Source organism: Enterobacter sp. Acro-832, from assembly GCF_011752745.1.
In the GTDB taxonomy this organism is placed as follows: domain Bacteria; phylum Pseudomonadota; class Gammaproteobacteria; order Enterobacterales; family Enterobacteriaceae; genus Enterobacter; species Enterobacter quasiroggenkampii.
In genome coordinates, this window is sequence record NZ_VWWX01000008.1 from 1 (window position 1) to 15,689 (window position 15,689).

Genomic DNA, 15,689 nt, shown 5'->3' on the forward strand with positions numbered 1-15,689 from the left:
GCCGAACTCAGAAGTGAAACGCCGTAGCGCCGATGGTAGTGTGGGGTCTCCCCATGTGAGAGTAGGGAACTGCCAGGCATCAATTAAGAAGAACCCCGTACCGTAAGGTGCGGGGTTTTTTGCTTTGCAGGCCAGAAAACATGCCGGATGACGGCTTCGCCTTATCCGGCCTACAAAACCTGCAGGCCCGGTAAGCGCAGCGCCACCGGGCATGGCAGACCGCACCATCCTCTCCTTGAAACTTTCTCACCTTCTGCTTGCAGACTCGACATTCAAACCATTTCTGGGTATCGTTAGCTGTCTGGATGTCTAAACGTTTATACGTATGCTGTGAGGATACAAAGCTATGCCGATTCGGGTGCAGGACGAGCTACCAGCCGTCAATTTCTTGCGTGAAGAAAATGTCTTTGTGATGACGACTTCACGTGCGACAGGTCAGGAAATTCGCCCGCTGAAGGTGCTTATTCTCAATCTGATGCCCAAAAAGATCGAAACAGAAAACCAGTTCCTGCGTCTGCTGTCGAACTCCCCGCTGCAGGTCGATATTCAACTGCTGCGAATCGACGCCCGTGAGTCACGCAATACGCCTTCTGAGCATCTGAACAACTTCTACTGCAACTTCGATGACATTCAGGGTGAAAACTTCGACGGTCTGATTGTGACCGGCGCGCCGCTGGGCCTGGTGGAATTTAACGATGTCGCTTACTGGCCGCAGATCAAACAGGTTCTGGAGTGGGCAAAAGATCACGTCACGTCCACGCTGTTTGTCTGTTGGGCGGTACAAGCCGCACTGAATATTCTCTATGGCATCCCCAAGCAAACCCGCACTGAAAAGCTCTCCGGCGTATACGAACACCATATTCTTCACCCCCATGCGTTGCTGACGCGCGGGTTTGATGATTCTTTCCTGGCTCCGCATTCCCGCTACGCTGACTTCCCGGCCAAGCTGATTCGTGATTACACCGATCTGGAGATTCTGGCCGAAACGGAAGATGGAGACGCTTACCTGTTTGCCAGTAAAGATAAGCGCATTGCCTTTGTGACCGGACATCCTGAGTACGATCCGCACACCCTTGCGTCAGAGTATTTCCGTGATGTCGAAGCGGGTCTGAACCCGGATGTCCCGTACAACTATTTCCCGAAAGACGATCCGCAAAACAAACCGAGAGCGACGTGGCGCAGCCACGGGAATTTGCTTTTTACTAACTGGCTCAACTATTACGTCTACCAGATAACACCATACGATCTGCGTCACATGAATCCAACGCTGGAGTAATCGTCTGCACTAAACGATCCTAAAGCGTTTCAGCTATTCAAATCAGGCACCTTCGGGTGCCTTTTTTATTTCCGAAATGTCACTCATCATTCTTTAAAAATTTAATTTCAATAAAATCAATCAATTAATCGCAATTTATAATTAAAATGGAAATTGTTTTTGATTTTAGAAAAAATAGAGATAGTCTTAATTCTGCTGAGCGAAAACTACCCAACGATCTTTCGTTCGCATCGGGGGCGTGATTTTGGATCTTTGATGAGGAGCAGAGTAATGACTCAACAGGCAACGACGGTCGATGAACTGGCCTTTACCCAGCCGTATGGCGAGCAAGAACAGCAAGTTTTGACGGCAGAAGCGGTAGAATTTCTGACTGAACTGGTGACCCGCTTTACGCCGCAGCGCAATAAGCTGCTGGCGGCACGTATTCATCAGCAGCAGGAAATTGATAACGGCAAGTTGCCTGGTTTCATTTCGGAAACCGCTTCCATTCGCCGTGGCGAGTGGAAAATCCGCGGCATCCCTGAAGATTTACAGGATCGCCGCGTTGAGATCACCGGTCCGGTAGAGCGCAAAATGGTGATCAACGCCATGAACGCCAACGTTAAGGTCTTTATGGCCGATTTTGAAGACTCGCTGGCGCCGGACTGGCGTAAGGTCATCGACGGACAGATCAACCTGCGCGACGCCGTAAACGGCACCATCAGCTATACCAACGAAGCCGGCAAAATATACCAGCTTAAACCGAACCCGGCGGTACTGATCTGTCGCGTGCGCGGGCTGCACCTGCCCGAAAAACATGTCACCTGGCGTGGTGAAGCCATTCCGGGAAGTCTGTTTGATTTTGCGCTCTATTTCTTCCACAACTACAAAGCCCTGCTGGCGAAGGGCAGCGGCCCGTATTTCTATCTGCCTAAAACGCAGGCCTGGCAGGAAGCGGCCTGGTGGAGCGAAGTCTTCAGCTATACGGAAGATCGTTTCAACCTGCCGCGCGGCACCATCAAAGCCACCCTGCTGATTGAAACGCTGCCTGCCGTGTTCCAGATGAATGAAATTCTGCACGCCCTGCGTGACCACATTGTCGGCCTGAACTGCGGACGCTGGGACTATATTTTCAGCTACATCAAAACGCTGAAAAACTATCCCGATCGTGTACTGCCGGATCGCCAGGTCGTGACCATGGATAAACCGTTCCTGAGCGCCTACTCGCGTCTGCTGATCAAAACCTGCCACAAGCGCGGAGCCTTCGCGATGGGCGGCATGGCGGCCTTTATCCCGAGCAAAGATGCCGAGCGCAACAATCAGGTGCTCAACAAGGTGAAAGCCGACAAAGAGCTTGAAGCACGTAACGGCCATGACGGGACGTGGATCGCGCATCCGGGTCTGGCCGATACGGCGATGGACGTCTTTAACCGCGTGCTTGGCGACAATAAAAACCAGCTGTTTGTCACGCGTGAAGACGATGCCCCAACGGCTGAAGAACAGCTGCTGGCCCCGTGCGCGGGCGAACGGACGGAAGAGGGGATGCGGGCCAATATCCGCGTTGCGGTGCAGTACATCGAAGCGTGGATCTCCGGCAACGGCTGCGTGCCGATCTACGGCCTGATGGAAGATGCTGCGACGGCGGAGATCTCACGTACCTCTATCTGGCAGTGGATCCACCATCAAAAAACGCTCAGCAACGGCAAGCCGGTGACCAAATCCCTGTTCCGCCAGATGCTGGCCGAAGAGATGCGGGTGATCCAGGACGAGCTGGGCGAACACCGCTTCAGCAGCGGACGCTTTGACGACGCTGCGCGCCTGATGGAGCAAATCACCACATCAGATGACTTAATCGACTTCCTGACCCTGCCGGGCTACCGCTTCCTGGCGTAACTCACCACATAACAATATGGAGCATCTGCACATGAAAACCCGTACCCAACAAATCGAAGAATTAAAGAAAGAGTGGACACAACCTCGCTGGGAAGGCATCCGCCGTCCGTACAGCGCGGAGGACGTGGTGAAATTACGCGGCTCGGTCAATCCGGAATGCACGCTGGCGCAAAATGGCGCGGCTAAAATGTGGAAGCTGCTGCACGGTGGCTCTAAAAAGGGCTACATCAACAGCCTCGGCGCGCTGACCGGCGGTCAGGCGCTGCAGCAGGCGAAGGCCGGTATTGAGGCGATTTACCTCTCCGGCTGGCAGGTCGCGGCGGACGCCAACCTGGCCTCCAGCATGTACCCGGATCAGTCGCTCTATCCGGCTAACTCCGTGCCGTCGGTCGTGGATCGGATCAACAACACCTTCCGTCGAGCGGATCAGATCCAGTGGGCGGCGGGCATCGAACCTAACGATCCGCGCTTTATTGATTATTTCCTGCCGATCGTGGCGGATGCGGAAGCGGGCTTCGGCGGCGTGCTGAACGCCTTCGAGCTGATGAAATCGATGATTGAGGCCGGTGCAGCGGCCGTTCACTTCGAAGATCAGCTGGCGTCAGTGAAGAAGTGCGGACATATGGGCGGTAAGGTGCTGGTTCCCACACAGGAAGCGGTTCAGAAGCTGGTTGCCGCGCGTCTGGCTGCTGACGTGCTCGGCGTGCCGACGCTGGTCATTGCCCGTACCGATGCCGACGCGGCTGACCTGATCACCTCTGACTGCGATCCGTACGACAGCGAGTTCATTACCGGCGAGCGCACCAGTGAAGGTTTCTATCGTACACACGCGGGTATCGAGCAGGCGATCAGCCGCGGTCTGGCGTACGCGCCGTACGCGGATCTGGTCTGGTGTGAAACGTCCACGCCGGATCTGGCGCTGGCAAAACGCTTTGCTGATGCCATTCATGCGAAGTACCCGGGCAAACTACTGGCCTACAACTGCTCGCCGTCCTTCAACTGGCAGAAAAAGCTGGATGACAAAACGATCGCCAGCTTCCAGCAGCAGCTGTCCGACATGGGCTACAAATACCAGTTCATTACTCTGGCAGGCATCCACAGCATGTGGTTCAACATGTTCGACCTGGCGCACGCCTATGCGCAGGGTGAGGGCATGAAGCACTACGTTGAGAAGGTGCAGCAGCCAGAATTTGCGGCGGGCAAAGATGGTTATACCTTCGTCTCTCACCAGCAGGAAGTGGGCACCGGCTACTTTGATAATGTGACCACGATTATTCAGGGCGGCACCTCCTCCGTCACCGCCTTGACGGGTTCAACGGAAGAAGCACAGTTCTAATCTTTTCCCCCTCTCCCCCCTGGGGAGAGGGTTGGTGGTGAGGGGGAATATATGTCGCGTGGCCTGGAATTACTGATTGCCCAAACTATTTTGCAGGGCTTCGATGCCCAGTATGGTCGTTTTCTTGAAGTGACCTCCGGCGCGCAGCAGCGCTTCGAACACGCAGACTGGCATGCGGTTCAGCAGGCCATGAAGCAGCGTATCCATCTTTATGACCACCACGTGGGTCTGGTGGTGGAGCAGTTGCGCTGTATTACCGACGGTAAAAGTCCGGACGCGGAATTTTTACTGCGCGTAAAAGAGCATTACACCCATTTGTTACCCGACTACCCGCGCTTCGAGATTGCGGAGAGCTTTTTCAACTCCGTCTATTGCCGGTTATTTGACCACCGCTCATTATCTCCTGAGCGGTTATTTATCTTCAGTTCCCAGCCCGAGCGACGCTTTCGTACCATTCCGCGTCCGCTGGCGAAAGATTTCTTCCCCGATCGCGGATGGGAAAAGCTCCTGCACCGCGTGCTGACGGATCTGCCGCTGCGCCTGCCCTGGGAGAATAAAACCCGGGATATCGGGTATATCCACGCCCATCTCAACGAAACGTTCGGTGCAGAGGTGCTCAGCCACAGCCATTTGCAGGTGGCCAACGAGCTTTTCTACCGCAATAAAGCGGCCTGGCTGGTGGGCAAACTGGTTACACCGACGGCCATTGTGCCGTTTCTGCTGCCCATTCACCGCACCGACGGCGGGGAACTGTTTGTCGATACCTGCCTGACCACCAGCGCCGAGGCCAGCATCGTGTTTGGCTTCGCCCGCTCCTATTTTATGGTCTATGCACCGTTACCTGCCGCGCTGGTGGAGTGGCTGCGCGAGATCCTGCCGGGCAAAACCACCGCCGAGCTGTATATGGCTATTGGCTGCCAGAAGCACGCTAAAACGGAAAGCTACCGGGAATACCTGCGTTATGTCACTACCGCTGATGAGCAGTTTATCGAAGCGCCCGGCATTCGCGGCATGGTGATGCTGGTGTTTACGCTGCCGGGCTTTGACCGGGTCTTTAAGGTAATTAAGGACAGATTCGCGCCGCAGAAAGAGATGACCGCCGCGCACGTCCGCGCCTGCTACCAGCTGGTTAAGGAGCATGACCGCGTCGGGCGCATGGCGGATACTCAGGAATTCGAAAACTTTGTGCTGGATAAGCAGCAGATCGATCCGGCACTCATGGCGCTTTTATTGCAGGAAGCACCTGCCAAAATCACCGATCTTGGCGACAAGATCGCCATCAGCCATCTCTATATTGAACGACGCATGGTGCCGCTGAATATCTGGCTGGAGCAGTCCGAAGGTCAGGCTTTAAGAGATGCGATTGAAGAGTACGGCAACGCGATTCGCCAGCTTGCCGCCGCCAATATCTTCCCGGGCGATATGCTGTTCAAAAACTTCGGCGTCACCCGTCACGGGCGGGTGGTGTTCTACGATTACGACGAAATTTGCTACATGACCGAGGTGAACTTCCGCGATATCCCACCGCCCCGTTACCCGGAAGATGAGCTTTCCAGCGAGCCGTGGTACAGCGTTTCGCAGGGCGATGTGTTTCCCGAAGAGTTTCGCCACTGGCTGTGCGCCGATCCGCGTATCGGGCCGCTATTCGAAGAGATGCATGCCGATCTGTTTCGCGCCAGCTACTGGCGCGGACTGCAAACGCGGATCAAAAATGGGCATGTCGAAGATGTGTATGCATACCGCCGCAAGCAGCGGTTTTGCATCCGCTTTTCTCCCTCTCCCTGTGGGAGAGGGCCGGGGTGAGGGCATCAGGCCGCACTCAATTTTAACGAATCCCACCGTACGCCAGCGTCACCTCTTTCGCCGCCTTAATCACCAGCGCACCCAGTTCGGTCACGCGGTCGTCAGTCATACGCGAAATCGGCCCGGAGATAGAGATGGCGGCAAACGGCTCGCGGTGCTCGTCAAAAATACAGGCTGCGATACAGCGCAGGCCGAGCGCGTGCTCCTCGTCGTCAAACGAATAGCCTCGCTTGCGGGTCAGGGCCAGATCTTCTTTCAGATGGACGGGTGACACCAGCGTGGCGTGGGTATAGGCGTGCAGCCCTTTACGGTGCAGCAGCCCCGTCACCTGCTCCTCGCTCAGCTGCGAGAGAAATGCTTTCCCCGCCCCGGACGCGTGCATCGGCAGCTTACCGCCAATCGGCGCGGACATGCGCATCAGCTGCGTGCACTGTACCTGGTCGATGATAATCGCCTGATGGTCGCTCTGGTCGAGCACGGCCAGATTCACGGTCTCGCCCGACTCTTCCATCAATTTGCGCAGAATCGGATGCACAATCGCCAGCAGGTTGCGACTCTGCAGGAAGCTGCTGCCCACGATAAACGCATGCGCGCCCACCGCCCAGTGTCCCAGCTCGCCCACCTGGCGGACAAAACCCAGCTGCTGCATGGTGGTCAGCAGGCGGTGTGTTGTGGAGTTCGGCAGGCCAGCCTGCTGGGCCAGCTCCGTCAGGGCCACGCTGCTGTGCGACTCGGCTATCCACTCCAGCAGCTTCAGACCGCGCGTGAGCGATTGAACCTGTCCGCCCTGTTGTGCGGCGGCGGTGGTGGCAGCAGGTTTTCTGCCGCGTTTAGCGGGAACGGTCGCGACCATGACGATCTCCTTTTTCTGTATCGTGGAAATCATTTTCGTTTTATTTGGTGAATTTGCAACCGTTATCCTGACTGATCGGAGGAGTGATGGTGAACATGTCTCATGTTACCGCTGAGCGGCTTTTCCACCCTGCGAGATTGTGCCAGTATGGAACGCAGCCTTTTGGCCTTGTTGAGCGTTGTCGGGAGCAAGTGTGAGCAGCAAAGTAGAGCAACTGCGTGCGCAGTTAAATGAACGAATTCTGGTGCTGGACGGCGGCATGGGCACCATGATCCAGGGCTATCGCCTGAGTGAAGATGATTTCCGCGGCGAACGCTTTGCCGACTGGCCCTGCGACCTGAAAGGGAACAACGACCTGCTGGTGCTCAGCAAGCCGTCCGTGATTAAAGATATCCACAACGCCTACTTCGAAGCGGGTGCGGATATCGTTGAAACCAACACCTTTAACTCGACAACCATCGCCATGGCGGATTACCAGATGGAATCCCTGTCGGCGGAAATCAACTTTGAAGCCGCGAAGCTGGCGCGCGCCTGCGCCGACGAGTGGACGGCCCGCACGCCGGATAAGCCGCGCTACGTTGCCGGGGTGCTTGGCCCGACGAACCGCACCGCGTCGATTTCACCGGACGTCAACGACCCGGCGTTTCGTAATATCACCTTTGACCAGCTGGTTGCGGCCTACCGGGAATCGACCAAAGCGCTGGTGGAAGGTGGTTCCGATCTGATCCTGATTGAAACCGTCTTCGACACCCTCAACGCCAAGGCCGCGATTTACGCGGTGAAAGAGGAGTTCGAGGCGCTGGGCGTTGACCTGCCGATCATGATTTCCGGCACCATCACCGACGCCTCTGGCCGTACCCTGTCCGGCCAGACCACCGAAGCGTTTTATAACTCCCTGCGCCACGCCGACGCGCTCTCCTTCGGCCTGAACTGCGCGCTGGGCCCGGATGAACTGCGCCAGTACGTGCAGGAGCTGTCGCGCATCGCGGAATGCTACGTCACCGCGCACCCGAACGCCGGTCTGCCAAATGCCTTCGGTGAATACGATCTGGATGCCGACACCATGGCGGCACAAATCCGCGAGTGGGCCGAGTCTGGCTTTCTGAACATCGTCGGCGGCTGCTGCGGCACCACGCCGGAGCATATCGCCGCCATGAGCAACGCCGTCGCCGGGCTGCCGCCACGCAGGCTGCCCGAGCTGCCGGTTGCCTGTCGCCTCTCCGGCCTTGAGCCGTTGACCATTGGTGAAGACAGCCTGTTTGTGAACGTGGGTGAGCGTACGAACGTCACCGGTTCCGCGAAGTTTAAACGCCTGATCAAAGAAGAGAAGTACAGCGAAGCGCTGGACGTTGCCCGCCAGCAGGTGGAAAGCGGCGCGCAGATTATCGATATCAACATGGATGAGGGGATGCTCGACGCCGAAGCGGCAATGGTGCGTTTCCTCAACCTGATTGCCGGTGAGCCGGACATCGCCCGCGTGCCGATCATGATCGACTCCTCCAAATGGGACGTGATCGAGAAGGGGCTGAAGTGCATTCAGGGTAAAGGCATCGTCAACTCCATCTCCATGAAAGAGGGCGTTGATGTCTTCATCCACCACGCGAAGAGAGTCCGCCGCTACGGTGCCGCCGTGGTGGTGATGGCCTTCGACGAAGTGGGCCAGGCCGATACCCGCGCGCGTAAAATTGAGATTTGCCGCCGCGCGTACAAAATACTGACCGAAGAGGTGGGCTTCCCGCCGGAAGACATCATCTTTGACCCGAACATCTTCGCCGTGGCGACCGGCATCGAAGAGCACAATAACTACGCCCAGGACTTTATCGGCGCGTGCGAGGACATTAAGCGCGAGCTGCCGCATGCCCTCATCTCCGGCGGCGTGTCGAACGTCTCGTTCTCGTTCCGCGGTAACGACCCGGTGCGTGAAGCGATCCACGCCGTGTTCCTCTACTACGCCATCCGCAACGGGATGGACATGGGGATCGTTAACGCCGGCCAGCTGGCGATTTACGACGACCTGCCCGCAGAGCTGCGCGACGCGGTGGAAGACGTGATCCTTAACCGCCGCGACGACGCCACCGAACGGCTGCTGGACCTGGCGGAGAAATACCGCGGCAGCAAGTCGGATGACGCAGCCAACGTTCAGCAGGCCGAGTGGCGTGCCTGGGACGTGAAAAAGCGTCTGGAATATTCGCTGGTAAAAGGCATCACCGAGTTTATCGAGCAGGACACCGAAGAGGCGCGTCAGCAGTCAGCCCGCCCGATTGAAGTGATCGAAGGGCCGCTGATGGACGGCATGAACGTGGTGGGCGATCTGTTCGGTGAAGGCAAAATGTTCCTGCCACAGGTGGTGAAATCCGCCCGCGTGATGAAGCAGGCCGTGGCGTACCTTGAGCCGTTTATCGAGGCCAGCAAAGAGAAAGGCTCCAGCAACGGCAAGATGGTCATCGCCACCGTCAAGGGCGACGTGCACGACATCGGCAAGAATATCGTCGGCGTGGTGCTGCAATGTAATAACTACGAGATTATCGACCTCGGCGTGATGGTCCCGGCGGATAAAATCCTCAAGACCGCGCGCGAAGTGAACGCCGATCTGATTGGCCTCTCCGGGCTGATCACCCCGTCGCTGGACGAGATGGTTAACGTGGCGAAGGAGATGGAGCGTCAGGGCTTCACCATTCCGCTGCTGATTGGCGGCGCGACCACTTCCAAAGCGCACACGGCGGTGAAAATCGAGCAGAACTACAGCGGGCCGACGGTGTACGTGCAGAACGCCTCGCGCACGGTGGGCGTGGTCTCCGCGCTGCTCTCTGACACCCAGCGCGACGAGTTTGTTGAGCGCACCCGCAAAGAGTACGAAACCGTTCGCATCCAGCACGGGCGCAAGAAACCGCGCACCCCGCCAGTTTCACTCCAGGCGGCGCGCGATAACGATCTGGCGTTTGACTGGTCGAGCTATACGCCACCGGTCGCGCATCGCCTGGGCGTTCAGGAGGTCAGCGCCAGCATCGAAACGCTGCGCAACTACATCGACTGGACGCCGTTCTTTATGACCTGGTCGCTGGCGGGCAAATATCCGCGTATCCTGGAAGATGAGGTGGTTGGCGAGGAGGCGAAACGCCTGTTTAAAGATGCCAACGACATGCTCGACAGGCTGAGTGCGGAGAAAACCCTTAACCCGCGCGGCGTCGTGGGGCTGTTCCCGGCCAACCGCGTGGGCGACGACATCGAAATTTACCGCGATGAAACCCGCACTCACGTACTGGCGGTCAGCCGCCATCTGCGTCAGCAAACCGAGAAAGTGGGCTTTGCCAACTACTGCCTGGCCGATTTTGTCGCGCCGAAGCTGAGCGGTAAAGCCGACTATATTGGCGCCTTTGCCGTGACCGGCGGTCTGGAAGAAGATGCCCTGGCGGACGCGTTCGAAGCGCAGCACGACGATTACAATAAAATCATGGTGAAAGCGATAGCCGACCGCCTGGCGGAAGCCTTCGCCGAGTACCTGCACGAGCGCGTGCGTAAGGTGCACTGGGGCTACGCGGCGAATGAAAACCTCAGCAACGAGGAGCTGATCCGCGAAAACTACCAGGGGATTCGTCCGGCACCGGGCTATCCGGCCTGCCCGGAGCACACCGAAAAGGGCACGATCTGGCAACTGTTGGACGTCGAAGCCCATACCGGGATGAAGCTCACCGAGTCGTTCGCCATGTGGCCGGGTGCGTCAGTTTCAGGCTGGTACTTCAGTCATCCGGACAGCAAGTACTTTGCCGTGGCGCAGCTGCAGCGCGATCAGATTGAAGATTATGCCCTGCGCAAAGGGATGAGCGTATCAGAAGTCGAGCGCTGGCTGGCCCCGAACTTAGGCTACGACGCCGACTAACGTCACTTTTCCTTACAACAAACAAGGCACCTCAAGGGTGCCTTGTCTCTTTCTTACGCTTAACCCCTTATACTAAACCTATGGAAAACGAATAATGATAAGGAGGAAGACCTTCCGTGCTGACCCTGTTACATCTGCTCTCTGCAGTTGCACTGCTCGTATGGGGCACCCATATCGTCCGTACCGGCGTGATGCGCGTTTTTGGCGCCCGTTTACGTACCGTTCTCAGCAGTAGCGTTGAGAAGAAGCCGCTCGCCTTCTGCGCGGGCATTGGCGTAACGGCACTGGTTCAGAGCAGCAACGCCACAACCCTGCTTGTCACCTCCTTTGTGGCGCAGGATCTGGTGGCGCTGGCCCCGGCGCTGGTCATTGTGCTGGGGGCTGATGTGGGTACCGCGCTGATGGCGCGTATCCTGACGTTTGACCTCTCCTGGCTGTCGCCGCTGCTGATTTTTGTCGGCGTCATCTTCTTCCTCGGCCGCAAACAGACGCGGGCCGGCCAGCTTGGACGCGTGGGCATTGGCCTGGGGCTGATTCTGCTGGCGCTGGAGCTGATTGTGCAGGCGGTCACCCCGATTACCGAGGCCAACGGCGTTCAGGTCATCTTCGCTTCCCTGACCGGGGACATCATGCTCGACGCGCTGATTGGCGCGGTGTTTGCCATCGTCAGCTACTCCAGCCTGGCCGCCGTGCTGCTGACGGCCACGCTCACCGCCGCCGGGGCGATCTCCTTCCCGGTCGCGCTGTGTCTGGTGATCGGTGCCAACCTCGGCTCTGGCCTGCTGGCGATGCTCAATAACAGCGCCGCCAATGCTGCCGCCCGCCGCGTGGCACTCGGTAGCCTGCTGTTTAAGCTGGTGGGCAGCCTGATTATCCTGCCCTTTATCCATCCGCTGGCGAACCTGATGGATAACCTCCCGCTGCCGAAGGCGGAGCTGGTGATCTATTTCCACGTGTTCTACAACCTGGTGCGCTGCCTGGCGATGATCCCTTTTGCCGGGTCGATGGCCCGCTTCTGCGAACGACTCATTCAGGACGAACCGGAGCTGGATGCGCGCCTGAAGCCAAAGCATCTGGATACCTCCGCGCTGGACACCCCGGCGCTGGCGCTGGCGAATGCCGCGCGCGAGACGCTGCGCATGGGCGACGCGATGGAAACCATGCTCGAAGGCCTGCAAAAGGTAATGCACGGCGAGCCGCGGGAGGAGAAAGAGCTGCGCAGACTGGCGGACGATATCAACGTGCTCTATACCGCCATTAAGCTCTACCTGGCGCGCATGCCGCAGGACGAGCTGGCGGAGGAGGAGTCCCGCCGCTGGGCGGAAATCATTGAGATGTCGCTCAACCTTGAGCAGGCCTCCGATATCGTTGAGCGCATGGGCAGCGAGATCGCCGATAAGTCGCTGGCCGCACGCCGGGCGTTCTCCGTTGAAGGCCTGAAGGAGCTGGAAGCGCTGCACGAGCAGCTGGTCAGTAACCTGAAGCTGGCGATGCTGGTCTTCTTTTCCAGCGACGTCCCGAGCGCGCGCCGCCTGCGCCGTAACAAGCATCGATTCCGCATTCTTAACCGCCGCTACTCGCACGCCCACGTTGAGCGTCTGCATCAGCAAAACGTGCAAAGTATCGAAACCAGCTCACTCCACCTGGGACTGCTGGGCGATATGAAGCGCCTTAACTCGTTGTTCTGTGCGGTGGCGTACAGCGTGATGGAACAGCCGGATGAAGATGACCAGCGGGATGAGTATTAATCCCCGGCGTGTTTGAGTGTTAGCCCAAAACCCAATGCTTTCATGACCGCGAGCGTGGTTTTGAGCGTTGGGTTTCCTTTATCACTGAATGACCGATAAAGCTGCTCACGTGATAAACCGGTTTGCTGTGAAATGTTCGACATGCCTTTGGCTCGCGCGACAACACCAAGGGCTTTAGCGATATATGTCGAGTCGCCTGTTTCTAGTGCATCAGCGATAAACACGGCGATTTCCTCGTCATCCACCAACGCGTTGGCGGGATCGTAAGGTGTTAATTTATGCATGCTCATTCACTCCTGCCATTGGGATACATTGCTCAGCATTTTTGCCATCAGTATGTCTCTGGCCTGGCTGCTTTTGTCACCACCACATAACAGCACGATGATGCAATTGCCCTGGTCTTTAAAATAGATTCTGTTGGATCCTTAGCTCACTGATACCTTCTCCCACGGGTTTAACGTCGCCCGCTAAGCCATTTGCCAACCGAAAGAGGCGGGAAGCGATAATGGTCTTCGCTCGTCGATCTTTTAAGTTTTGCTCCCAGCGTCGGAAGGATTCTGTCTGAACAATCTCCTTCATATTACTCCCTGTGATTTATAAACTACAAACACTTCTCCATGGAGAGTAAAACTAAAAGGCTTGAACACATGGGTATATGACAGGATGCAAAATCCTGAAAGCGTCTCGCAAACTAAAAAACCCGTCTCAGTTACCGTCGGCTAATCTTTTTTTCCAGTCCATACCTAAGGTATATTTCGCCCTTCACAGGAGAAACTATGCTGCCAACTCAATCAACCCGATTAAACAAATACATTAGCGAGAGCGGGATCTGCTCACGTCGCGAGGCGGACCGTTACATTGAACAAGGTAATGTGTTCCTCAACGGCAAACGCGCCACGATTGGTGACCAGGTGATGCCTGGCGATGTGGTTAAAGTGAATGGTCAGCTCATCGAACCGCGTGATGCCGAAGACCTGGTGTTTATCGCGTTGAACAAACCGGTTGGGATTGTCAGCACCACGGAAGATGGCGAGCGGGACAACATCGTTGATTTCGTGAACCACAGCAGCCGTATCTTTCCGATTGGCCGTCTGGATAAAGACTCTCAGGGGCTGATTTTCCTCACCAACCACGGCGATCTGGTCAACAAGATCCTGCGTGCCGGTAACGATCACGAGAAAGAGTACATTGTGACGGTGAATAAGCCGGTCACGGACGACTTTATTCGCGGTATGGGCGCCGGTGTGCCGATCCTCGGTACCGTTACGAAAAAGTGTAAGGTGAAGAAAGAAGCGCCGTTTGCGTTCCGTATTACCCTTGTGCAGGGCTTAAACCGCCAGATCCGCCGCATGTGCGAATACTTCGGTTATGAAGTGACGAAGCTGGAGCGCACGCGCATCATGAACGTCAGCCTGTCCGGCATTCCGCTGGGCGAATGGCGCGACTTAACGGACGACGAACTGATCGAGCTGTTCAAGCTTATCGAGAACTCCTCGTCCGAAGCGAAGCCGAAGGCCAAAGCAAAACCGAAAACCCAGGCGATTAAGCGTCCGGTCGTGAAGGCACCGCAGGCGGAAGAGAAAGGACGCGGCAAACCGGGCAACGGGAAGCGATTTACCCAGCCTGGCCGTAAAAAGAAAGGGCGCTAGCTAGCGCCTTCCACGGGTAGAGGTATTGGCCGACCAGGAAAAGGTCGTTTCAGTATCCGGCTTGTAAGCCTGCTGCTTTTTCAATTTGCGGGCTTTTTTCGCCTCGGCGTCACGCTGCGCCATCAGTTTGTCGATGTACTCTTTTTTCACCTGATTGGTTTCGGCGTTGGTCAGCGTACGGCCATGCGCGATGCGGGCGCGGTCGAGAAGCGTTTTCAGTTCGCGCTGCTCGGCTTCCGTCATGTCTTTCTGGGTCAAACGTGGTGTCGCCATTGCTGAAGCCTCCTGAGAGAGAGGCTTCAGTGTAAAGCAAGCTGAGTCAATTAACCCTGCTTCACCGCATCTTTTTTCGTTTGTTCCTCAATCGGTTTGCCGGACCAGTATCCCGCCAGCAGCGAGCCGGAGAGGTTATGCCAGACGGAGAACAGCGCACCCGGCAGGGCCGCCAGCGGCGAGAAGTAGATTTTACCGAGCGCCGCCGCCAGGCCGGAGTTCTGCATCCCTACCTCGATTGCCAGCGTGCGGCAGGTCGATTCGTCGAAGCCAAACAGTTTCCCGCCCCAGTAGCCGCCCAGCAGGCCAATGGTGTTATGCAGCACCACCGCGACGATCACCACAAAGCCTACGGAAGCAATGTGCGAGGCGGAGCCCGCCACCACGGCGCTGATGATGGCCAGAATACATACCATCGAAAATGCGGGCAGGTATGGCTCAACGGCCTTCACCACGCGCGGGAAAAGATGGTGAATGACCAGCCCCAGCGCAATCGGGATCACCACGATTTGCAGAATGCTCAGCAACATGCCCATCACGTCCACCTGAATATGCGCATCTACGTACAGGCGGGTTAACAGCGGCGTGGCAATCACGCCCACCAGCGTGGAGACGGACGAGATAGTGACCGAGAGCGCCACGTCGCCTTTCGCCAGATAGATCATGACGTTGGACGCCGTGCCGCTGGCCACGCTGCCCACCAGCACCATCCCGGCGGAAAGGTCGGGCGGCATCTTAAAGGCCATCGCCAGTAGCCACGCCGCGAGCGGCATCACCAGGTAGTGCAGAAATATTCCTGCCGCGACGGGCGCAGGGCGAGACAGCACGCGTTTGAAGTCGTCGACTTTCAGATGCACGCCCATACCGAACATGATCAGCATCAGCAGCGTGGTGACCCACGGACCAATACCGGTGAACGTGGTGGGCGTGTAATACGCGAGTACGGAGAGCAGCAGCGCCCATAACGGGAACAGCCGCGTAATAGCGGATAACATAATGATT

At 57.1% G+C, this 15,689-nt stretch carries 11 protein-coding genes and 1 pseudogene; 7 read left to right on the plus strand and 5 right to left on the minus strand.

Translation table 11 applies throughout. From position 1 onward, the window contains the following. Positions 1 to 346 precede the first annotated feature (346 nt). From metA to aceK, 4 genes are all read left to right on the plus strand, one after another. Complete coding sequence (gene metA, locus F3J31_RS20410; RefSeq protein ID WP_045352878.1) at positions 347 to 1,276, plus strand: homoserine O-succinyltransferase; 930 nt, start codon at positions 347 to 349, stop codon at positions 1,274 to 1,276. A 270-nt stretch (positions 1,277 to 1,546) separates the two neighbouring features. Next, entirely contained in the window at positions 1,547 to 3,148 is a 1,602-nt protein-coding gene (gene aceB, locus F3J31_RS20415) for a malate synthase A (RefSeq protein ID WP_167215008.1), read from the plus strand. Between the two features lie 31 nt (positions 3,149 to 3,179). Then, positions 3,180 to 4,484, plus strand: coding sequence for an isocitrate lyase (gene aceA, locus F3J31_RS20420; RefSeq protein ID WP_008503407.1), 1,305 nt, complete (start codon positions 3,180 to 3,182; stop codon positions 4,482 to 4,484). A gap of 51 nt (positions 4,485 to 4,535) precedes the next feature. Beyond that, a complete protein-coding gene (aceK, locus tag F3J31_RS20425; protein WP_167215011.1) occupies positions 4,536 to 6,287 on the plus strand; it encodes a bifunctional isocitrate dehydrogenase kinase/phosphatase in 1,752 nt (583 codons plus the stop codon). Between the two features lie 22 nt (positions 6,288 to 6,309). Here the strand turns inward: aceK and iclR are convergent, their stop codons facing one another. Further along, the gene (gene iclR / locus F3J31_RS20430) at positions 6,310 to 7,140 is read right to left on the minus strand and encodes a glyoxylate bypass operon transcriptional repressor IclR (RefSeq protein WP_126534939.1); all 831 of its coding nucleotides are present in this window, start codon (positions 7,138 to 7,140) and stop codon (positions 6,310 to 6,312) included. A 193-nt stretch (positions 7,141 to 7,333) separates the two neighbouring features. On the opposite strand from iclR, the gene metH reads away from it, so the two are divergent. Both metH and F3J31_RS20440 read left to right on the plus strand, forming a co-directional pair. Next, positions 7,334 to 11,017 (plus strand): methionine synthase, encoded by a 3,684-nt coding sequence (gene metH, locus F3J31_RS20435; protein ID WP_167215014.1) that lies wholly within the window; start codon positions 7,334 to 7,336, stop codon positions 11,015 to 11,017. Between the two features lie 116 nt (positions 11,018 to 11,133). Next, positions 11,134 to 12,765 carry a Na/Pi cotransporter family protein gene (locus F3J31_RS20440; protein ID WP_048226411.1) on the plus strand — a complete coding sequence of 544 codons (1,632 nt, stop codon included), beginning with the start codon at positions 11,134 to 11,136 and terminating at the stop codon, positions 12,763 to 12,765. Here F3J31_RS20440 and F3J31_RS20445 read toward each other — a convergent pair. Next, entirely contained in the window at positions 12,762 to 13,049 is a 288-nt protein-coding gene (locus tag F3J31_RS20445) for an addiction module antidote protein (RefSeq protein ID WP_021242718.1), read from the minus strand. The genes F3J31_RS20440 and F3J31_RS20445 overlap by 4 nt on opposite strands. Positions 13,050 to 13,055: 6 nt before the next feature. Beyond that, positions 13,056 to 13,344: pseudogene (locus tag F3J31_RS23470) on the minus strand (type II toxin-antitoxin system RelE/ParE family toxin). 197 nt (positions 13,345 to 13,541) lie between these two features. Between F3J31_RS23470 and rluF the strand changes: the two are divergent. After that, a complete protein-coding gene (rluF, locus tag F3J31_RS20455) occupies positions 13,542 to 14,414 on the plus strand; it encodes a 23S rRNA pseudouridine(2604) synthase RluF (RefSeq protein WP_008503414.1) in 873 nt (290 codons plus the stop codon). Here the strand turns inward: rluF and F3J31_RS20460 are convergent, their stop codons facing one another. Then, positions 14,415 to 14,687 carry a DUF3811 domain-containing protein gene (locus tag F3J31_RS20460; protein ID WP_014830263.1) on the minus strand — a complete coding sequence of 91 codons (273 nt, stop codon included), beginning with the start codon at positions 14,685 to 14,687 and terminating at the stop codon, positions 14,415 to 14,417. A 50-nt stretch (positions 14,688 to 14,737) separates the two neighbouring features. Beyond that, positions 14,738 to 15,682, minus strand: a complete 945-nt coding sequence (panS, locus tag F3J31_RS20465; protein WP_045909140.1) for a ketopantoate/pantoate/pantothenate transporter PanS — start codon at positions 15,680 to 15,682, stop codon at positions 14,738 to 14,740. Between the last annotated feature and the right edge of the window lie 7 nt (positions 15,683 to 15,689).

Coding starts and splice junctions, on each gene's coding strand:
- rluF (WP_008503414.1), top strand. CDS start 13,542: ATGCTGCCAACTCAATCAACCCGATTAAACAAATACATTAGCGAGAGC.
- F3J31_RS20460 (WP_014830263.1), bottom strand. CDS start 14,687: ATGGCGACACCACGTTTGACCCAGAAAGACATGACGGAAGCCGAGCAG.
- F3J31_RS20445 (WP_021242718.1), bottom strand. CDS start 13,049: ATGCATAAATTAACACCTTACGATCCCGCCAACGCGTTGGTGGATGAC.
- iclR (WP_126534939.1), bottom strand. CDS start 7,140: ATGGTCGCGACCGTTCCCGCTAAACGCGGCAGAAAACCTGCTGCCACC.
- aceK (WP_167215011.1), top strand. CDS start 4,536: ATGTCGCGTGGCCTGGAATTACTGATTGCCCAAACTATTTTGCAGGGC.
- aceB (WP_167215008.1), top strand. CDS start 1,547: ATGACTCAACAGGCAACGACGGTCGATGAACTGGCCTTTACCCAGCCG.
- metA (WP_045352878.1), top strand. CDS start 347: ATGCCGATTCGGGTGCAGGACGAGCTACCAGCCGTCAATTTCTTGCGT.
- aceA (WP_008503407.1), top strand. CDS start 3,180: ATGAAAACCCGTACCCAACAAATCGAAGAATTAAAGAAAGAGTGGACA.
- panS (WP_045909140.1), bottom strand. CDS start 15,682: ATGTTATCCGCTATTACGCGGCTGTTCCCGTTATGGGCGCTGCTGCTC.